19 protein-coding genes and 1 tRNA gene are annotated in these 18,196 nt (G+C 65.4%); 6 read left to right on the plus strand and 14 right to left on the minus strand.

The genetic code is table 11. The annotated features are described in order from the left end of the window. Positions 1-16 precede the first annotated feature (16 nt). Positions 17-820 carry a carbohydrate ABC transporter permease gene (locus HL666_RS21995; protein ID WP_172183583.1) on the plus strand — a complete coding sequence of 268 codons (804 nt, stop codon included), beginning with the start codon at positions 17-19 and terminating at the stop codon, positions 818-820. A 164-nt stretch (positions 821-984) separates the two neighbouring features. On the opposite strand, the gene HL666_RS22000 is transcribed toward HL666_RS21995, so the two are convergent. The 3 genes from HL666_RS22000 to HL666_RS22010 all read right to left on the minus strand — a co-directional run bounded on the left by HL666_RS22000 (position 985) and on the right by HL666_RS22010 (position 3,092). Beyond that, positions 985-1,218 (minus strand): hypothetical protein, encoded by a 234-nt coding sequence (locus HL666_RS22000; protein ID WP_172183584.1) that lies wholly within the window; start codon positions 1,216-1,218, stop codon positions 985-987. Between the two features lie 196 nt (positions 1,219-1,414). Continuing rightward, positions 1,415-2,785, minus strand: coding sequence for a tyrosine-type recombinase/integrase (locus HL666_RS22005; protein WP_172111389.1), 1,371 nt, complete (start codon positions 2,783-2,785; stop codon positions 1,415-1,417). 222 nt (positions 2,786-3,007) lie between these two features. Then, positions 3,008-3,092: transfer RNA gene (locus tag HL666_RS22010), tRNA-Leu, on the minus strand. A 174-nt stretch (positions 3,093-3,266) separates the two neighbouring features. Here HL666_RS22010 and HL666_RS22015 point away from each other — a divergent pair. Continuing rightward, positions 3,267-3,806, plus strand: coding sequence for a disulfide bond formation protein B (locus HL666_RS22015; protein WP_246739168.1), 540 nt, complete (start codon positions 3,267-3,269; stop codon positions 3,804-3,806). Between the two features lie 94 nt (positions 3,807-3,900). Here the strand turns inward: HL666_RS22015 and HL666_RS22020 are convergent, their stop codons facing one another. Beyond that, positions 3,901-4,986, minus strand: a complete 1,086-nt coding sequence (locus HL666_RS22020) for an AbrB family protein (RefSeq protein ID WP_172111388.1) — start codon at positions 4,984-4,986, stop codon at positions 3,901-3,903. An 83-nt stretch (positions 4,987-5,069) separates the two neighbouring features. Further along, positions 5,070-5,375, minus strand: a complete 306-nt coding sequence (locus HL666_RS22025; protein WP_172183586.1) for a hypothetical protein — start codon at positions 5,373-5,375, stop codon at positions 5,070-5,072. 190 nt (positions 5,376-5,565) lie between these two features. Here HL666_RS22025 and HL666_RS22030 point away from each other — a divergent pair, with 190 nt between their 5' ends. From HL666_RS22030 to HL666_RS22040, 3 genes are all read left to right on the plus strand, one after another. Next, the gene (locus tag HL666_RS22030) at positions 5,566-6,069 is read left to right on the plus strand and encodes a hypothetical protein (protein ID WP_172111386.1); all 504 of its coding nucleotides are present in this window, start codon (positions 5,566-5,568) and stop codon (positions 6,067-6,069) included. 147 nt (positions 6,070-6,216) lie between these two features. Then, positions 6,217-7,002, plus strand: coding sequence for a sulfite exporter TauE/SafE family protein (locus tag HL666_RS22035; RefSeq protein WP_172183587.1), 786 nt, complete (start codon positions 6,217-6,219; stop codon positions 7,000-7,002). Between the two features lie 5 nt (positions 7,003-7,007). Then, positions 7,008-7,670 (plus strand): DsbA family protein, encoded by a 663-nt coding sequence (locus HL666_RS22040; RefSeq protein ID WP_172183589.1) that lies wholly within the window; start codon positions 7,008-7,010, stop codon positions 7,668-7,670. A gap of 74 nt (positions 7,671-7,744) precedes the next feature. Here the strand turns inward: HL666_RS22040 and HL666_RS22045 are convergent, their stop codons facing one another. From HL666_RS22045 to HL666_RS22060, 4 genes are all read right to left on the minus strand, one after another. Next, positions 7,745-7,951: a hypothetical protein gene (locus HL666_RS22045; protein WP_172111383.1), complete on the minus strand. Its 207-nt coding sequence runs from the start codon at positions 7,949-7,951 to the stop codon at positions 7,745-7,747. 90 nt (positions 7,952-8,041) lie between these two features. Next, positions 8,042-8,860, minus strand: a complete 819-nt coding sequence (locus HL666_RS22050; RefSeq protein WP_172183590.1) for a COG3904 family protein — start codon at positions 8,858-8,860, stop codon at positions 8,042-8,044. Between the two features lie 3 nt (positions 8,861-8,863). Further along, positions 8,864-10,216 carry a hypothetical protein gene (locus HL666_RS22055; RefSeq protein ID WP_172111381.1) on the minus strand — a complete coding sequence of 451 codons (1,353 nt, stop codon included), beginning with the start codon at positions 10,214-10,216 and terminating at the stop codon, positions 8,864-8,866. Between the two features lie 132 nt (positions 10,217-10,348). Then, positions 10,349-11,413 (minus strand): alpha/beta hydrolase family protein, encoded by a 1,065-nt coding sequence (locus HL666_RS22060; RefSeq protein WP_172131178.1) that lies wholly within the window; start codon positions 11,411-11,413, stop codon positions 10,349-10,351. A 348-nt stretch (positions 11,414-11,761) separates the two neighbouring features. Between HL666_RS22060 and HL666_RS22065 the strand changes: the two genes are divergently transcribed. Continuing rightward, positions 11,762-13,699, plus strand: coding sequence for a Tle-like phospholipase domain-containing protein (locus HL666_RS22065; RefSeq protein ID WP_172183592.1), 1,938 nt, complete (start codon positions 11,762-11,764; stop codon positions 13,697-13,699). Positions 13,700-13,718: 19 nt separating this feature from the next. Here the strand turns inward: HL666_RS22065 and HL666_RS22070 are convergent, their stop codons facing one another. The 5 genes from HL666_RS22070 to HL666_RS22090 all read right to left on the minus strand — a co-directional run bounded on the left by HL666_RS22070 (position 13,719) and on the right by HL666_RS22090 (position 18,130). Then, positions 13,719-14,690: a S1C family serine protease gene (locus HL666_RS22070; protein ID WP_172111378.1), complete on the minus strand. Its 972-nt coding sequence runs from the start codon at positions 14,688-14,690 to the stop codon at positions 13,719-13,721. Between the two features lie 168 nt (positions 14,691-14,858). Further along, positions 14,859-15,164: a hypothetical protein gene (locus tag HL666_RS22075; RefSeq protein WP_172131176.1), complete on the minus strand. Its 306-nt coding sequence runs from the start codon at positions 15,162-15,164 to the stop codon at positions 14,859-14,861. Continuing rightward, positions 15,148-16,251, minus strand: a complete 1,104-nt coding sequence (locus HL666_RS22080) for a hypothetical protein (protein ID WP_172111376.1) — start codon at positions 16,249-16,251, stop codon at positions 15,148-15,150. Before HL666_RS22080 ends, HL666_RS22075 begins: the two co-directional genes overlap by 17 nt. Then, positions 16,248-16,688, minus strand: a complete 441-nt coding sequence (locus tag HL666_RS22085; protein ID WP_172111375.1) for a DUF4383 domain-containing protein — start codon at positions 16,686-16,688, stop codon at positions 16,248-16,250. The genes HL666_RS22080 and HL666_RS22085 overlap by 4 nt, the downstream gene beginning before the upstream one ends. Further along, positions 16,685-18,130 (minus strand): FAD-binding oxidoreductase, encoded by a 1,446-nt coding sequence (locus HL666_RS22090; protein ID WP_172131174.1) that lies wholly within the window; start codon positions 18,128-18,130, stop codon positions 16,685-16,687. The genes HL666_RS22085 and HL666_RS22090 overlap by 4 nt, the downstream gene beginning before the upstream one ends. Positions 18,131-18,196: the final 66 nt, after the last annotated feature.

Below are 18,196 nucleotides of genomic sequence, written 5' to 3' on the forward strand. Positions count from 1 at the left end.
ATCATGGTGGACTGCCATGGCTCGCCACCTGCTGCTATTGAGCAGCGCTGCGCTACTGCTCGGCCCCTTGGTGTGGATGGTCTCGCTTTCGCTCAAGCCGCCGGGCGAGATCTTTCGTGCTTCGTTTTCGTTGCTGCCCGAGCAGTGGTATGCCGCTGAGAACTACATGCGCGCACTCACTGTTGCACCGCTGCCACGCTTTCTCAGCAACGGTGTTATCGTGTGCCTGACGATCCTGCTGTGCCAGATTCTGATCTGCGCGCCGATCGCTTATGCCTTGGCGAAGCTGCAGTTCAGGGGGCGAGACGCGATTTTTGCGCTCGTTCTTGTGGGCCTGCTGCTGCCCCATCAGGTGCTGGCTTTGCCGCTGTTCGTCCTGTGCTGGAAGCTCGGGATCCTGGACAGCTACGCCGCGCTGGTGCTGCCGTTCATCGTGTCACCGTTCGGCATTTTTTTGTTCCGGCAGTTCTTCAAGTCGACATCGGATGACCTGATGCATGCGGCTCGTCTCGACGGTTATTCGGAGCTCGGCATCGTGTTCCAGATCATGCTGCCGCTTGCCCGCCCGGCGGTCATCGCCTTCAGCATTCTCTCGATCACCAGCCATTGGAACGATCTGTTCTGGCCATTGATTGCGATCCGCACGGAAGAGCTGATGCCGCCGGCGCTCGGCGTGATCACTTTCCGCAATGAGGAGGCGGGGTCTGACTATGGGCCTCTCATGGCCGGCGCGGCCATCATTCTGGCTCCGCTCCTCATTGCTTTTCTTGCCGCGCAGCGCTGGTTCGTTGAGGGGCTGATGTTGGGCAGCACGAAGTAAGTGAGCGTCTGCGCTCGTCCGCCCGTTCGGTTTGAGTATTCGCAAGATTCGTCGCCGGAAGCGATCGCAAGCGGTCAAAAGCAGGCCGCGCGGCGCGCTGGCTTGGGCCGTTCTCGAGATGGCGGCTGCTTCGGCGATATCGGTATCCGATGCGAGGTGACGCTTCAATCCGGCCGGTCTTTGGCTGTAGACAATGTGGCGATGCGACGCTTCGCGCCGTCAGCGACCGAGTCTGCGATCTTGTTGGGGAAATCCTTGGGCAGGGTGTCCAGCACCTGGTCGATGCTCTTGGCGGCTGTATCGCTGAGCTGCTCAATGATGTCGCCGAAGCGTACAATCCAGAAGATACGCGATCGTTGAGATGTAGTAGCTCGCACTGACTGATCTTGCGTGAGCAACCAAAGAATATTCCTCTTCGAGCTGCTTGCGGTTCAGCGGTCGTTCTCTAGCCGGCAGTCAGGTCTTTCCTTTGGCCAAGTGGCGCGGTCATGAGGATAGCAGGCCAGTTTTGACCCAGCACTCTGCTGAGAACTGTCACTTGATCTTCGCAAGGAATCGAACGGACAGCATCAACCGCGCACGAAGATACATGACTCAGCCCTGCGTGCCGAGCTTGATCGGCACCACCTTCTTGGGATCGAGCCAGTGGTCGATACGATCAGCCCAGTGCTGCATCAGCTTCGTGCGCGAGCCGATCAGCGCGAGCGGTCCGTGTTTCTTGTAGAGCCCTTCCACGGTCGAACTATCGAGATGCGCGAGCTGCAGCTCGACGACATCGCCATCCCATGCCTTGGCCTCCTTGATCTCTTCGTGGTGGGACAGGGTCGAGAAGGTGGTCCGGAAGCCGTGGGCGCAATGATCAGTCTTGGTGTCAATGCCAAGCAGCCGCAAGCGCTTGTTGAGCGTGTTGTTCGATAGCGGGGCATCCTTTGAGCAGGAAAAAACGTACTGGCGATGGCCGGTCAGCTTTTGGACGCTCCGCAGGATTGCGAGTGCCTGTCGTGACAAGGGCACGACATGGTCCCAACCGGTCTTCATCTTGGTGGCTGGAACAGTCCAGCGTTCGGTGTCCCAATCGACCTCGCTCCACTCCATTTCATTGACCATGCCGGGGCGAGGTATGGTCAGCGCATCGAAGCGCAAGGCAAGGCCAACAATGTCGCCAAACCTCCCTCTCGCCCACGGTGCGCTGATGAGCTTGAAGACGCGCGTCACATCGCGTGGCTCAGTTACGCCGGGACGCGGCGTCGAAATGTTGGCAATCAGCTTCCCATTCAGATTACGGAATGGATTGTAGCCGTCGCCTTCGACGTCGGCATAGTCGCAGATTTGCGCACCGATGCTGCGCACGCGGTCGCGGGTTTCCAGCTTTCCCTTGGCTTCGTATGAACGCAGGAAAGCGAGCACGTCCGGACGCTTGATGTCCTGCCTGCACAGCTTGCCAAAGCGGGCCTTGACGTAGCGGACGCGCAGCTCAAGGACCTCGATTGTCTTTGGGTCGCGCACCGCAACGATTCTGCCGCGCTTGACTTTCTCCACCTTTTTCTTCGCGAGCCACTCGTCAGCCCATAGCCCGAAAGGTCGAGCGGCCGCTTGCCTGTGCTTATCGAGCTGTTTCTCGGTGCTCGGGTCTTTGCCGTCCTTGAGCAGGTTTTTGGCCTTGTCGCGCTCGTGACGTGCGTCGGCGAGTGAGAACGTGCCGTTCTTTCCGTTGCCGTAAGGCCCGATGGAGTAGGTTTTCTGGCGACCGGAGAAGCGGTAGGCCATCCGCCAGAGCTTGGAGGCAGCATGGCCGGGTTTATTGTCGTCGGGTGTGACGAAGAGGTAGAGACCGCCGCCGGTTACGTCGGAAATCTTGGCGGCACCCCACGCGCCATTGTCGAATCTCGGTTGGGCAGCGCGGCAGTCAACGTCGGTTCTGATCTGCTTGGGATTGACGCACGCGACATCGTTCTTGCGGGTCATCTGCTCCATTCCTTCGTTCGGAATAGCGAAAGTCACCGTGAACGTTTGTTCTCCCGATACCAACACGATACCAACAAAAATACCAACAAATCGGGCGGCTGGGGTCGGATGAGAACAAACGGTGACGAACACCCATGTACGCGGAAAGCTCTATTTTTCAAGGGGTTCCGAGCGCTGGGCGAACGCTTGCGGACGATTTAGAACGGGCGTGAACAGCCCAGTTGGTGCCCCTGGCCGGAATCGAACCAGCACTCCTTGCGGAACTCGATTTTGAGTCGAGCGCGTCTACCAGTTCCGCCACAGGGGCATTCGCCGTGGCCCTGTGCAGGAACCCAAGCGAAGCGGGCGGACTATAGCGGGCAGCGGGGCAGGGTCAACCCGCACGGACGTGATGGCGGCTCATCTCGACAGCTTTCGCTGGCGGGAGTAGGAGCCGGAACGGCCCGGCATTGGACCGGATGCAGCCCGTTCGGGAGGATCGATGAGCAATACCTCGGTGATGGCGCGCCCGGCGGCGGGGGCCATGAGCCCGGCGGTGACGGCGGCGCTGCTCGCGGCCGGCATCGCGGCGGCGGCGCTGGCGGGTGCCTGGTACATGCAGCTGGTCTGGGGCCTGCAGCCCTGCGAGCTCTGCCTCAAGCAGCGCTGGGCCTATTACGCGATCGTGCCGCTCGGGCTCGTGCTGGCGCTCGCGGCGAGGGGCGGCGCACCGCGCGCGCTGGTGCTCGCCGGCCTCGGCCTGGTCGCACTGGCGGCGCTCGGCAATGCCGGGCTCGGCGTCTATCATTCGGGCGTCGAATGGGGCTTCTGGCCGGGGCCGACCGAATGCACCGGGCCGATCGGCAATCTCGGCAGTGCCGGCAACCTGCTGGAGCGGCTGGACAGCGTCCACGTCGTGCGCTGCGACGAGGTGCAGTTCCGCTTCCTCGGCCTGTCGCTTGCCGGCTACAGCGTGCTGATCTCGCTCTTGATCGCCGCGATCGCGGCCTGGGGCGTCACGCGCAAGACGAGAGCCGCCTAAAGCATGATCCGGAAAAGTGCGCAGCGGTTTTCCGAAAAGATCATGCGCAAACAACCTAAAGCGCGATGACGATTCATCCTGATCTCATCGCGCTTTAGTCGTCGACATCCTCCTGCGGCCGGCCGAACAGGTGGACGATCCCGGGGGTGGCGATGGTGACGAAGACGAAGCGCGAGAGGTGATGGGCGCCGACGAAGATCGGGTCGATGTGCAGCGTCAGGGCCAGCGCCATCATCGCGTCCATCGCGCCGGGCGCGAAGGCGACGATGGTGTCGGAGAAACGCACATGCGTCGTCAGCACGATGACGGCGACGAAGGCGGCGGAGATCGCGACTGCGATCGCAAACGAGCCGAGCGCAGCCCTGAGATGGCCGACCAGGGTCTTCACCCGCATCCGCGCGAAGCGGCTGCCGATCAGGGCGCCGATGCCGATCAGCGCCACGCCGCGCATCCATTCCGGCAGGCCGCCTTCGACCAGGTCGGCGCCGTGCAGAATGCCGCTGGCGACCATCGCGCCGAACAGCCAGCTCGCCGGAAACTTGATCAGCTGCATCAGCATGGCCGCAACCAGCGAGGCCACCAGCAGAGCGAGCAGGCCGAGCGGCGAGGCCTCGGCCTGGCCGAGCGAGATCTGCTCGGCCGGCGCCACCCCGGCCAGCGCCAGCACCAGCGGCAAGGCGGCGGTCAGGATGATCACGCGCAGCGTCTGCACCACGGCGATCGCCGGCAGGTCGGCCCCGCGCTCGACCGCGAGCATCGTGATCTGCGACAGCGCGCCTGGGCTGCCGGCGAGCAGCGCCGAGGTGCGGTCCCAGCCATGGACACGCTGCAGATAGAAGCTGGAGCCGAAGGTCGAGCAGAAGGTCGCCAGCGCCAGCAGCGCGATCGTGACCGGATAGGCGCTGACATGGGTGATCAGCTCGCGCGAGACGATCGCGCCGATCGAGATGCCGAGCAGCAGCAGCACGGTCTGGGTGAGGATCGGCGGCATCGACAGCGGACGGCCGGCGATGGCGGCGATCGCGGTGGCGATCATCGCCCCGGAGATCAGCCCGCCGGGCAGGTGGGCGACGAGGAAGATCAGGCCGCCGGCGGTGCCGAGGGCGAGCGTCTCGATCGCGCTCAGGGTCTTGGCACGGTTCGGAGCAGCAAAGGGGAGGGAGGAGATGATCTGGCGCACGGCGCCTTATGCCAAAAGCCGCCGTTCCGAACAATTCCCGGCATTGCGCAGGCGCCATGCGTGCGGGCGCCCGCCGCTGCCGATCATTTCGGCTTCTCCGGCGTCGGCGTCGGCGCGGGCGCGGCGGCCGCAGCTGCCGCCGCCTTGTCGCGCTTGCAGGCGGAGCGATATTTGCCGCGCGCCTTGCCCTTCAGTCCCTGGTCGTCGGCTTCCTTGGAGCAGGCGACGGAAATCGCCCGCCGCGCCGTCTTGTCCATGGTGGCGAACTTGTCGGTGGCGGCATCGGGGCGGGACGGCAGTGTCAATCCGGGTTGCGACGAGGCCGGGCCCGCGGCCAGCAGGATGGCAGTCGCGACGGCCGCGGCAGCCGCCCGGGCAGTGAAAGTCATGCAGAAATCCTCGAACGAAAGGCATGGCGCGACGTCCGGCCATGCTGAACCCGGAGTGAATGGAATGAGCCGGATCGTCGCGCGAGGCAAATTATATTTTCGCGCAGCCACGCTCCCGCCTGCTTTGTCGGCCGCAGGCGCCTCGCTAGAATTACCGTCCCATTCAACATGCTCCACGGGGAGATCTGGGATGAGTTTTCAGGCAAAATCATTGGTTGGTTCGTCACTGGTTGGTTCGTCACTCGCCGCGCTGGCCGTGGTCGGCCTCACGGCCTTCGCCGCCGCGCCGGCCCACGCGCTGACCGCGCAGGAATGCAGCGCCAAATACAAGCAGGCGAAGGAGGCCGGCACGCTGGGCGGCCAGAAGTGGAACGACTTCCGCAAGGCGCAGTGTGGCAGCGACGCCGCCCCGGCCGCGGCGGCTCCAGCCGCGCCTGCCGCCGAGGCCAAGCCGGCGAAGGAGACGAAGTCCGCTGCGAAGGAGGCGGCTCCCGCGCCCAGCGGTCCCGCCGTGTTCCCGAGTGCCGTGGATCCGAAATACGCCAAGGAGACCGCCGGCAAGGCCCGCATGCATACCTGCGTCGATCAGTACAACGCCAACAAGGCGACCAACGCCAATGGCGGCATGAAGTGGATCCAGAAGGGCGGCGGCTACTTCAGCGAATGCACCAAGAAGCTGAAAGGCGCGGCCTGAGCGGGCTGGCGATGATGTCGTCGGCGGCCGGGCGCGCGATGCGTCCGGCCGCCGCTCTCTTCGCAACAGGCGCCGGCCGCGGCGGCATTGCTGCTCCGGTGATCTTGGGGCTTGCGTTCATGTTCGGGAAATGACCTTGTCCCCGCCATGATGTCTGCCACTCAAAGCATCCTCGGCGTGCTCAGCGGCGCGATGGTCGGCTTCTCGCTGGGCCTCGTCGGCGGCGGCGGATCGGTGCTGGCGGTGCCGCTGATGGTCTATGTCGTCGGCGTGCCGGAGCCGCATATTGCGATCGGATCGAGCGCGATTGCGGTGGCCACCAATGCCGCCCTCAATCTCGTCAACCACGCGCGCGGCGGCACCGTGATCTGGCCGGTCGCGGCGCTGTTCGCGGCCGCCGGCATCGTCGGCGCCTTCGTGGGCTCGCTGCTCGGCAAGATGGTCGACGGCCAGAAGCTGCTGGCGCTGTTCGCGCTGGTCATGATGGTCATCGCGATGCTGATGCTGAAGACGCGGGCGCGCGTCGGCATTCCCGACGTCAAGATGAGCATGGCCAACCTGCCGGCGATCGTCGGCTTCGGTCTCGCGACCGGCACGCTGTCCGGCTTCTTCGGCATCGGCGGCGGCTTTCTGATCGTGCCGGCGCTGATGGCCGCGACGGGGATGCCGATCATGAATGCGGTGAGCTCGTCGCTCGTCGCCGTGACCACGTTCGGACTGACCACGGCTGCGAGCTACGCCTGGTCCGGGCTCGTGGCGTGGGATCTTGCGGGATTGTTCATCGCAGGCGGGATCGCCGGGGGAGTTGCCGGCACGCGCCTGGCGCGCCATCTCTCAGAGCGGCGCGGCGCATTGAACATGGTGTTTTCGGCGGTGATTGCGGCGGTCGCGCTGTACATGCTGGCGCGCAGCCTGCTGCACATCTGGAGCTGATCGTGATGACACGCAGCACATTGGACACGACCACGGTCGATGCCGGTCGGCGCGGGCTTCTTGGCCTTCTTGCCGCCGGCGCCGCCGTTTCCCTGTGGCCGCGCGCCGGCCATGCCGAAGAGGCCGATGAGCCCGACGAGGCCGCGGTGCTGCGTGATCCGGATGCGCCGGTGCTCGGCAACCCGCAGGGCGACATCGCGATCGTCGAATGGTTCGACTACAATTGTCCGTATTGCCGCAAGCTCGATCCCGAGCTGCAGCAGATCGTCCACGACGACGGCAAGGTGCGCTGGGTGCTGAAGGAGTGGCCGATCCTCGGCCCCGTGTCGGTGGTGGCCGCGCGCATGGCGCTGGCCTGCAAGTACCAGGACAAATACGCGCGGGCGCATGATGCGTTGATCGGTGTCAGCTCGAAGCTCACCGAGCCGCGCATCGAGGAGCTGCTGTCGGAAGCCGGCATCGACGTCGATCGTGCCAGGCGGGATCTCGCGACCAATGCGAAGGCGATCGGCGCGATGCTGGCGCGCAACGACAGCCAGGCGCGCGGGCTGCGCTTCCGCGGCACCCCGTCCTTCATCGTCGGCAAGTTCAGGGTCCCCGGCGTGCTCACGATGCCGCAGTTCGAGCAGGTGATCGCCGACGCGCGCAAGGCGATGGCCACCAAATAGGCGCACATGGAAAAGGCGCCCCGGCATCGGCCGAGGCGCCTTCACTTCAGCAATGCTGCGCCTACGTGGACGACTTACTTGGACGAGATGCGAACCCAATCGTCGTGCGCGCGGGTCTTGAGCGAATTCCAGCTGTCCGCGGCGACGTCCCAGTTGACGATGGTCCGGCGCGTCTGCGCTGTCGGGCCATTGGCGACCTCGGAGGTCTGCATCGAATCGTGGATGTAGACGCCAAATCCCAGAATGAGCGCACCAAGGATCATTCCCACGAATGTCCGCATGATCATGTTCTCCAGTGTGACGGCCGACAACGCCGCCGCCGTAGCTTGGTTCCGCCGTCGCAGCGGAAGGTTCGAGCGGGACCAGACAAACTAAGTGCGTGGTTTTTCGGGACGCGATTCCGGCGCCGACGTGACCAGATTGAGCGCTTTGAGCTCGTCGGGCTTGAAGGTGAACAGCTGGTCATGCGGCGTGTCCATTGCATGCATCCAGACCTTGAGATCGACACCCATGTCCGCGAGGTGCCGCTGGCAGCGCGCGGAGACGTTCTGTGCGAGACTCATGTCGTCGTCCGAGCGGGCAGCATTGGCGGACCTTACCGCGGCGATCTGATGCACGCCGATCATCGCGCGCTCGCCGGCGCGTCGCTCGGTGCCGCCGGCGAACACCAGCGGGCACGACGAGGCGCAATGCTTGCCGGCCTCGACCTCGGTGGCGTATTTCCGCGCCCGGATCAGCCGTCCCATCGCGAGCGCGTCGGCGACCGAGCCGCCGGGGGAGTTCAGTACGACGGTCTTGATGTATTCGCCGTGCCGATCGACCTCGTCCGCGAAAGTCCGCGCGCTGCCGGGCGTGATCGTGCCTGTCGCATAGAGCCGGCCGCCGCCGCGCAGCTCGAGGCTAAGCGGCCGCTCGAGCGCAGGATCGCTCTTGGGCAGCGGCATCAGCCGCTTCAGCAGCGGCGCCAGCACGGCAGGAGACGCCGGCTGTCCGTCGGCATGCTCCCGATGCACGTCGAACGGGGGCGAGGCGGTGTCGGATGTGACACGCGGCTCATTCAGCTCGACGAGGTCAGCCGCAAGAACCGCGACGGTCACGGCAAGGACGACGCGGAACGTCCAGCGCAGCAGGCTCTCGTCGGGATTGTCGGCGAGCCAGGCTTGGAGACGTCGATTGACCGCCGAAGCCACGAGCTACTTCCCTATCCGAGCCGAGGACAGCGAGGTGACGTTCTCGTCCGCAACGGTGCCTGTTGCGTGCGCCGGTTGCAGCTCAACTGGGAGCTCGGCAGGGACTTCGCGCGGCGTAGCGATAGGACGCGCCTCGGCGGCGCGCCGTGCATCCTCGACCTCGCGGGCGATCTGCAAGGCCGTGACGAGATCGCTGGCGGTCAGGCTTGAGGCGCTCGCGGCGGGCAGGCCCTCGCGGCGGATCGCGGCATGCACGACGCAGAGAATCAGCACCAGCACGGCAGGCATCAGGTCGATCGAGATCGCGCCCGCCCAGCTCGGGATGAAATCGCCGGCGTAGCGCAGCACCGCTTCTGCCGGCGATAGCGTCTGAAACCTGGTCGGCTCGATGCGCGGCAGCGCCAGGATCTTGTCGGCGGCGTCGGCAAGCGAGGCCGCCTGCGTCGCGATCGCGCCTTCGACCTTGCCGACCACGGCGGTCTGGCGCTCGGCCAGGTCGCCGCTGCGTCCGCCGGCGGCGGGCGCGATGAAGCCGGCGGAAAGCGAGGTCGCGGCGCGCTTTACGGCAGGAGCCACCGAGGTCTGCTGCAGATTGGCGATGATGCCCATCAAATTGAGCGACTCGGTGGCGAAGGCATCGCTCCGCGTGGCGATCGGACCCCGGTCGGAGATCAGCTCGCGCATCTTGGCGAGGCTCTTGCTGCCCTGCTCATACAGCCCGGAGACACGCTTGCCGGACTCCTGCACCTGCTGTCCGAGGCCATCGAGCTGCGTCGACATCTGGCTGAGCAGTTGGACGACGGTCCCCGAGCCGGAAGTCCCGGTAAGAGAGCCGGCGCGTTCGGCCTCCGCCAGCTTGGCGAAGCGCGAGGAGGCGAGCTGGATGTCGGGCAGCAGGCTCTGCGCCGCGATTGCCTGGCTGTTGGCCCGGTCGAGGTCGCGGGTGTAGTTCTGCACGGTGATCGCGAGGTGCTGTTGAATCGCGGCGGCGCCGGCGAGCGCCGAGGCATTCAGCCAGGACGACATCGCGACGATCATCAGCGAGCCCAACAGCATGCAGCCGCCCATCAGCAGCCGTCCCATCACGCTGGTCACGTGGGGCATGAACTGCATCATGAAAACCCAGAAGGCATAGATGCCGACGGAGACCGCGACGGAATAGATCACCGCTGCGAAGAACACCGTGGTGGCACTGCCGTTGAGCAGCTCGCGGACGCCGAGATAGGTGTAGACGCCGGCGGCGACCGCCAGGATCGCCGTGGTGAGCTTGAGCGTGACCTCGAGGCGGTTGACACCATCTGCGAGCAGGACGGCGCTGGGGCGGGCCGAAGAGGGAGGCGCGGCGGGCGAGGGCATGAACGATCCTTCGGCGGCTTCACATCCGCCCTGAGCAGCGCCCCCGCTGTTTGGCCAGGCTGCAATCAATGCGGAGAAAATCGGTCGAGATTATGTCGCCGACCTTACCCATCCGTCATGTGCAGGGCCGCTTCAGCTCATCAGCCAGCGCAAGAGATCGACATTCACCTCGCGCGGATAGCAATGGCTGAGATCGTCGATCTCGCGATAGACGATGCGGGCGCCAGACTTCGCCAGCGCATCCTGCGTGTGCCGCGCGATCTCGACCGGGAACATCCAGTCGAGCTGCCCGTGGACGATCTGAATCGGCAATCCGCGCAGCCGATCCCGGTCGGCAATCTGCGCCATCAGCGGATGGAACGTTGCAGCCACCGGCGCGAGATGGGTGAACGGCGAATGGCGCTCCAGCCCGCTGACGTAGCAGAAGGTGCCGCCATCGCTCATGCCGGTCAGCAGCATGCGCGCGGAATCGACGGCCACGCGGCTGCGCACGAGATCGAGGATGCGAACGAGGTTCGGCGTATCGGCGTCCTCACCCATCAAGGCCCAGGTCGGTCCCGCTGCGGTCGGCGCAACCAGGATGGCGCCCATGCTGCGTGCCGCGCGCAGCCAGCTCCACAGGAAGTCGCGTCCGTTGCCGCTGCCGCCATGCAGCGCCATGACCAGCGGCCAGGCCCGGTCGGCCGTGTAGTACTCGGGAACATAGAGCGAGAAGCCGCCGCGATTGCCGATCTCGTTGTGGTCATGAAACACGGCGTCCTTGCCGGAGGTCGCCGCGAGCAGTTGACGCAGCGCCTGGTCGTTCCCGACTGCGGGATCCAGGAAGAATTCGCTGAGCGGCGGCAGGGTCGCGGCGAGTGGAAACAGCGCTTCCAGCGCGCGGGGCAGCTGCCGCAATGCCCTGAATACGTCGATCAGATCGCCTTCGCCGCGCTGGACCGCCCGCAGTCCCGCAAATGACATCAGCGCCGCGTCGGCTGCGGTGTCGAAGGCGATGCGGATATGGGCGAAGTCGGCCGGCCACGACGTGAGATGGGTCCGCGCAGTCCGCAGCGCCTGCTCGGGATCGCCGATGTCGGCCATCACGCGATCGAAATCCGGCGGGTTCAGATAGCGCGCGACGTAGGACAGAGCTTCGAGCGTCTGCAGCAGCGGCGGCAACATGATGAGAATGTCGTCCACTACCGCTTCGGTCATGCGGGTCTCCTTGGTCGGGCGGGCCTGGCACCCGCTGGCCTGCGAGCGCTCTCATGCAACGCAAAATCGGCTCCGCGGGCAATGATCATTTTCCGAACGCTTGTTCAATCTGCGTAAAGCGGCGTTCTGCTGCACCACATGGCAGGCAATGCGGCAAGACAGCGCCGATTGACGGATCGGATCGCGCGAGAGGCGCAAGATCAGCGAATACACGTGTGGACGAATCGCGATTGACAAAAAACTGGCGCGATGTCGCACTTCATGAAAGCCGGCAGCCGAGCCTGGGTTCCGAATGGAGCACGGTGCGCGGACGAAATCGCCGACCGGCTGCGAAGGGGGATCCGCATCATGAGCAAGTCGCCGTCGGCCGCGTTGATCAACGCCGTGCTCGCCATGGACGTCTACAACAGAGGCGTCAATCCGACGCTCGCGGTCAACTTCAATCGCATCGGCAGTTATGAGCTGGTGGCAGGCAGCGTGACCTCGACTGCGGACGATTTCGAAGCGGCGACCTATCAGCTCGCCGGCGATCCGTCGACGCGAATCATCTCCTATCGCGGCACCGACACGATCGCGGACGTTCCCGGCTGGCTCGGCGGTGCGGGGCTTGCCGGCTGGCCGACCCAGTTTCCGGATGCCGAGGCCTACTACAAGACATGGGCGACGACGTCGAACGTGTCGCTCACCGGCCATTCGCTGGGTGGCGGTCTTGCCGGCTACATTGCGGCGCTGAACGACAAGGTGGCCTACGCGTACGACGCGATGCCGTTCGAGTTCGCCGCCGAAGTCCGCTACGACCAGCTGCACGGCTTCTGGGGCGCGCTGACCTCTCATCCCGTCGATCGCTTCAACGACATCCACATGGTCTCCGTGTCCGGCGAGGTGCTGCAATATGTGCGCGCCGCGGCGCCCGTGCTGGAAGCGCCGCTTGCACTGCTGCAACTCGGGCCGATCGCCGGAGCGATGGCGATCGCGCATGCGGCGATCGGCATCTCTTCCGAGCAGAAGACGGTGCTCGGTGCGGGGACGGATCTCGGGCTCGATCCGGTCAGCCTGCATTCGATCGCGCTGCTGACGATGATGCAATGGGCCAGCGACAACGATGCGCAAGACTGGAAGAAGGCGGCCGCCGTGCTGCTGGCGCCGCTCGAGGATGACGCGATCGCCTTGGCCCTCGGCATCCAGGCGGCGGGCGTGGGCGGTGAAGGCGCGCCATCCGACAAGATGAAGGACATGATCGCCTATTCGACCGTCACCGACGCGAGCGGCTATGGCAACAGCGCCGTGCAGGCACTGTTCAACGGCGGCGACATGCTGGGCAACAGCTTCAGTGCGGCGACGGCGGCGTCCTATCTGAAGAACGGCGGCGTCGAGAAGGCGCTGGCCGAGATCGTGGTGGAGTATTCGGCGCTCCTGGCGCAGAACCACGACGAGGTGACCTCGCCAACGCCGGGCGTGATCGGCCACGAGCACGGCATCCTGTATCAGGATATTGCGAACAACCTGCTGGTTGCGGACCTGTCGTCCGATCTGTGGTCGCGCACCGACACGGGATCGGCGGTCGATATCGTCGGCAAGACCGCGTTGATCGATGCCGTTGCCGGCTTCGACGGCGAGGATGCCGGCCTGATCGACATGGCGATCAGCGTGCTCTGGGGCGGCAAGACCGACAATCTAGACTGGCTCAGCGCCGCGCTGAGCGATGTCTCGACGATCGTGACGATCGATCCGGTGCCGGGGGCGACGATTGCCGCGTCGGACGGTGCACTTCTGATCGCAGGCGGCGGCAACGACATGCTGTTCGGCACCGCCAATGACGACCTCTTGATCGGTGGCCTGGGCAGCGACGTGCTGAAGGGCGGGGCCGGCGACAACATCCTGGTCGGCGGTGTCGGCGCGACCTATCTGTACGCGCCGGGCGACGGCAACGACGTCATCATCAACGGCATCGCCTCGCTGTCCAAGCCAACCGGCACGCTCGATTTCGGCACCGCCTACACCGCCGACAGTTTCTGGTTCGTCAAATCGGGCAACGACCTGGAGATCGACATTCTCGGCAGCCATCAGCAGGTCACCGTGGCTGATTGGTTTCTCGGCGGCTCCTATCAGCTGCAGGAGATCAAGGCGGGTGGTCTGGAGCTGGATACGCAAGTCTCGCAGCTGGTGCAGGCGATGGCGACCTACTCCCAAACGCATCCAGGGTTCGATCCGACCGCGGCTTCGCAGCTGCCGAGCGATGCACAGCTGCACGACCAGGTCGTGGCAGCCTGGCACGTCATCGCCTGAGCTGAACTCAGCGTTCTGCTCAATGCAGCCGCGGCGCCTTCAAGAGCTTGGCGCGATCGGTCGATGCCACCGTGACGTCGAATGTGACGCCCTCGTGGTGGACCGTGAGCGGCACGTCGACGCCGGCTTCGCCGAGCGCCCAGAGCTTGCGATAGAACCCGCTCTGGGTCGTGACCTTGTCGCCGTTGATGCCGAGGATGATATCGCCTGTCTTCAGCTCGGCGCGCGCGGCGGGCCCGTTGTTGGAGACGCCGATCACCACCACGCGGTCGTCGACCTCGGTCGCGTACATGCCGAGCCAGGGCCGGGCCGGCTTGTTGACGCGGCCGAACCGCCTGAGATCGTCGATGATCGGCTTCAACAGATCGATCGGCACGATCATGTTGACGTGCTCGGCCTTGTTGTCGCGCTCACGCTCGAGCTGCAGCGAGCCGATGCCGATCAGCTCGCCCTTGGCGGAAAGCAGTCCGGTGCCACCCCAATTGGGGTGTGCGGGATGGGTGAAGATGGCCTCGTCGAGCAGGTATTCCCAATAGCCGGCGAATTCCTGCTTCGCGACGATCTGGCTCGCAACCGATCGCGTCCGGCCGCCGGCGCCGCCGAGCACGACCTGGTCGCCGATCTTTGTGGCCGCCGAAGACCCGAGCGGGAGTGCCGGCAGGTCCAGCGGGCCGAGCGCCTGCACGAGACCGAAGCCGGTGGCGAAATCGAAGCCGAGCACATGGCCCTCGACCACGCGCCCGTCATTGAGGTGCAGCCAGACCGACTCGGCCTCGGTGATCAGATAGCCGACGGTCAGCACCAGCCCGTCGTCGATGACCACTGCATTGCCGGCCCGCTCGGTGCCCAGCGTTTCCGCGCTGAAGGCATCCGGCGGAATGATCGCGTGCAGGCCCACGATCGAGGCCAAGGCTTGATCGAGATCGTATTGATAGTCTTCGGCGCGAGGCTGGAAGGCGAACGGCACTTTCCATTCGGTCAAAGAAGGCATTGCTTTCTCCTGCCCTGTCGATAACCGGGGGGCATCGACCAGGCTCTGCTTCGTGTCGCGTGATCTTCGCGTCTTCGCCACAGCGTCAACGCGAGCTTAACATCTTTGAGCGTCGGCGCCAGTTCCGAGGCCTCCGCAATCGCGCGGAGAGGACCGGCGCGTTCGGCGCTAGCTGCGGCCGCAACCCTTGCCGAGGATCGGCCAGACCAGCCAGGCGCCGGCCGCATAGAGGCTGCCGACCGTCGCCGTTCCCGTTCTCGCCGCAACGTGGAAACGCCCGGCGTCGAGCAAGGCTCCATCGGATGCAACGACCACCGGGATCATGCGGTCCGCGGGTCCGAACACGACCACCGCGTCGGGCCTGATGACCAGCGCCATGGCCGCCATGCCTGCGAACCAGGCGAAGGCGACCGCCAGCAGGCCCCGCAGGGGCAGGGCGGTCGACAATGGGAGCCGGTCAGTAGTCGTAGGCATGCTCGAAATTGTATCCGGCAGCTTCGAAACGAGCGATGTCCTGAACCAGCGACCGCACGGGCACATCGACGCCGATGCGGCGGGCGCCCGGACGGGACTGGATCGGGATGCTGAATATAGGTAATCCATCGAAGGCTGCCAGCCGTCCGTCGCCCGGCGGGACCACGATCGTGACCAGGATCTGGTGGTTGCCGGCCACTTCGGCGAGCGCGGCGCCGGCATGGCGCCGGAGCTCCTTGGCGAACGCGTCGAACTTGGCGTAGCGCGCGGTCTCGACCAGCACGCCCTTGGTGCCCTTCACGTCGCTCACCTCCCGGATCACCTTCACGCCCGGCATCGCCGCGAGTTCGGCGGCCGGCAGGCCCGTCACCACGCTCCGGATCGTCAGGACCGCGGGGTCATAGCCGGCCGCATAGCCGATGACTGCCGCGTAGGCCGCGCGGCCGGCATATTGCAGGCTGAGCGAGAACCGCCGTTCCACCGAGCGCACCGACGGCACGAACGGTGTGTCGCGCCAGAACTGGTCGAGCTTGGCGGCGAAGGGGTAGCGATACCAGGGTGTCTGATAGAGAAATGCCGCGTAATCTTTCAGCAGAGCGAGATTGAAGGCGTCCTCGGCGGTCTTGACGCCGTCGGTCGTCTCCTCGGTGAGCGCACCGATGCTCTTCTCATAGGCGCCCTGCAGCGCCATTTCGGCGGTGAAGCTGAAGCCGATGATGTAGTTCGTCAGCTTCTGGTCCGAGGTCGCCGGCCCCGAGCCCTCGGCCTGCCGCGTGGCCCGGCACAGGCTGCGCCAGAACCCGGCGATGCTCGACAGATAGCGGAAGTCGGACTCGGAGGTCTGCCCCGTCACGCCGGCGAGATCGCTGTAGGCGTGCACGATGTACCATTCGGGGAAGGTGAGGAAGCTGTCGCCTTGCGACCTGGCATAGCCGGGATCGGTGATGCCGAACTGCGACGTCACCGCCGGTGTCGGGACGTCGGCGGTGCAGACCGTCTCGACGCTGATCACCGTCGCGGTGATGCCGAGCGCCGCAGCGGCCGCCAGCGCGCCGGTCAGATAGAGGATTTTACGGCGCAGGCTCATGCTGTGACGTGTCTCGCCCCCCAGGGTGACCAGCCGACCGCGATGCCGATCGCGCCGAGCGCGAGATGCGGCAGGCTGGAGAGCACCTTCACCAGCAGTGAGGTGTTGCGGATGCCGTCGATGACGATCGAGAGGTCGAGATAGCCCGAGCCGGTGAACACGCCCATGACGCCGTCGATGAAGTACAGCGTGCCGAACACACGCAGGAAGAACACGGCGCTGCGGCGCGACAGCATCGAGGCCAGCGCCCAGAGGCCGGAGACGACGTGCAGGGCGTCCTTGTAGATGTCGAGCTGGAACAGGCCGAACACGCGCCCCTGCGCATCGATGAAGGCGGGGATGTAGTCCGTGGCGGCCGCAAACAACAGCGCCGCGGCGAGGGCGAGTGCGGCGATTCGGTAACGGTCCAATGAGAAGCCGTCGGCTGATGCGGTCATGCGAAATAAGCGTCCCACATCGCGTTGCGGAACAACAGGTTCGGATCATACTGGCGCTTCGCCGCGACGAAGCGTGCCACGGCGGGATAGGCCTTCTCGACCTGGTCGCGGCGGGCATGCAGACGATAGGGCAGATAGAATGCGCCGCCAATCGCGGTGATGCGGTCGATCAGGGCTTCCGTCGTGCGCATCATGTCGATCTCGCCCTCGGGCGAGGTCGACTGCGAGAACGACATCACCGCCGCGATCCGTCGCACCGGCGCGATGCTGAGCACAGGCGTCTTGTCCTCGGCAACGTAGCGCAGGGTGACGTTGAGGAACTCGGCGCGTGCCTTCGGAATGATCTCGCGGCATGCGGTGAGGAACTCGCCGAAGCGCTCGGGCGCCACGAAATATTCATGCAGGATGTCGGTCCGGTGCATGTCCTTCTGCGCCAGGTTGGCGACCGGCTCGGCCATCAGCGAATTGCGGGTGTATCGACCGTCGGAGATGGCCGGGCCGAGCTGCGTCTCCATGAACCAGCGCAGGCCCTTGGCGACCTCCCATCCGGTCTGCGCACGATAGATCGTGTTGGCGACGCCCGTGAGCTTGCCCGAGCTCGTCACCGCAGGCAGCGGCGTCGGCGCATCGGGAACCGGCCGGAAGGTGACGAGCAGCGCGTCGTCGAAGAACGCCTTGCGCGACACCGACATCCGGCCATAGGCCATCTTCACATTGGCGTCGCCGTCGACGCTGCGCATGAATCGCTCGGCGAACCTGTCCGGCGTCATGCGCTCGAAGCGCGGTTCGAGCAGGACGTTGGGCACCATCTCGACCTCGAGATCGACGATGATCCCGAACAGGCCATAGCCGCCCATTGCCAGGCCGAACAACTCGGCATTCTCGGTGCGCGAGCATTGCACCAGCGTGCCGTCGGCGAGCAGCATGCGGATCGACTTCACCGTCGAGCCGAACGGGCCGTACGGCACCGGCCAGCCATGCGCATTGACGCAGAACGTGCTGCCGACGCCGAAATCGCTGTTGGATTGCATCACCGCCGGTGAGAAGCCCTTGGCGTCGAGCGTGGCAATCACGTCCCACCAGCGATTGCCGGCGGCAGTGCGATAGGTTCGCGCCGTGGTGTCGAGCTCGATCGCGCCGCCGTCGAGCGTGACGGCGGTGCCGTCGCGCGGCAGGCTCTGGCCGCCCATCGAATGCCGGGCGACGGCCGCCGCCATCGGGCGTCTCGCGGCCGCCGCCTCCTTCAGCTCGGCGCGGAGGCGCGCGATCAACTCGTCGGTGGCCGGCTTCTTGATGACAACATGCTTGGCGACGGGCGTCGGATTGAGCCGGCTGGCGTCGTTGAGGATGGTGCGCAGCTCGGCCCGTGCCCCCGGCATCCGCACCAGTGGCAGGGCCGCCGCCGTGGCCGCGGTGCGTAGAAACCGTCGTCTCGAGATCATGGCGCGGACACTCCTTACCTCCAAGCGGAGTCTATGCCAGCATCGTAAACGTTCGAAAAATTCTCG

Source organism: Bradyrhizobium aeschynomenes (genome assembly GCF_013178945.1).
Lineage (GTDB): Bacteria > Pseudomonadota > Alphaproteobacteria > Rhizobiales > Xanthobacteraceae > Bradyrhizobium > Bradyrhizobium aeschynomenes.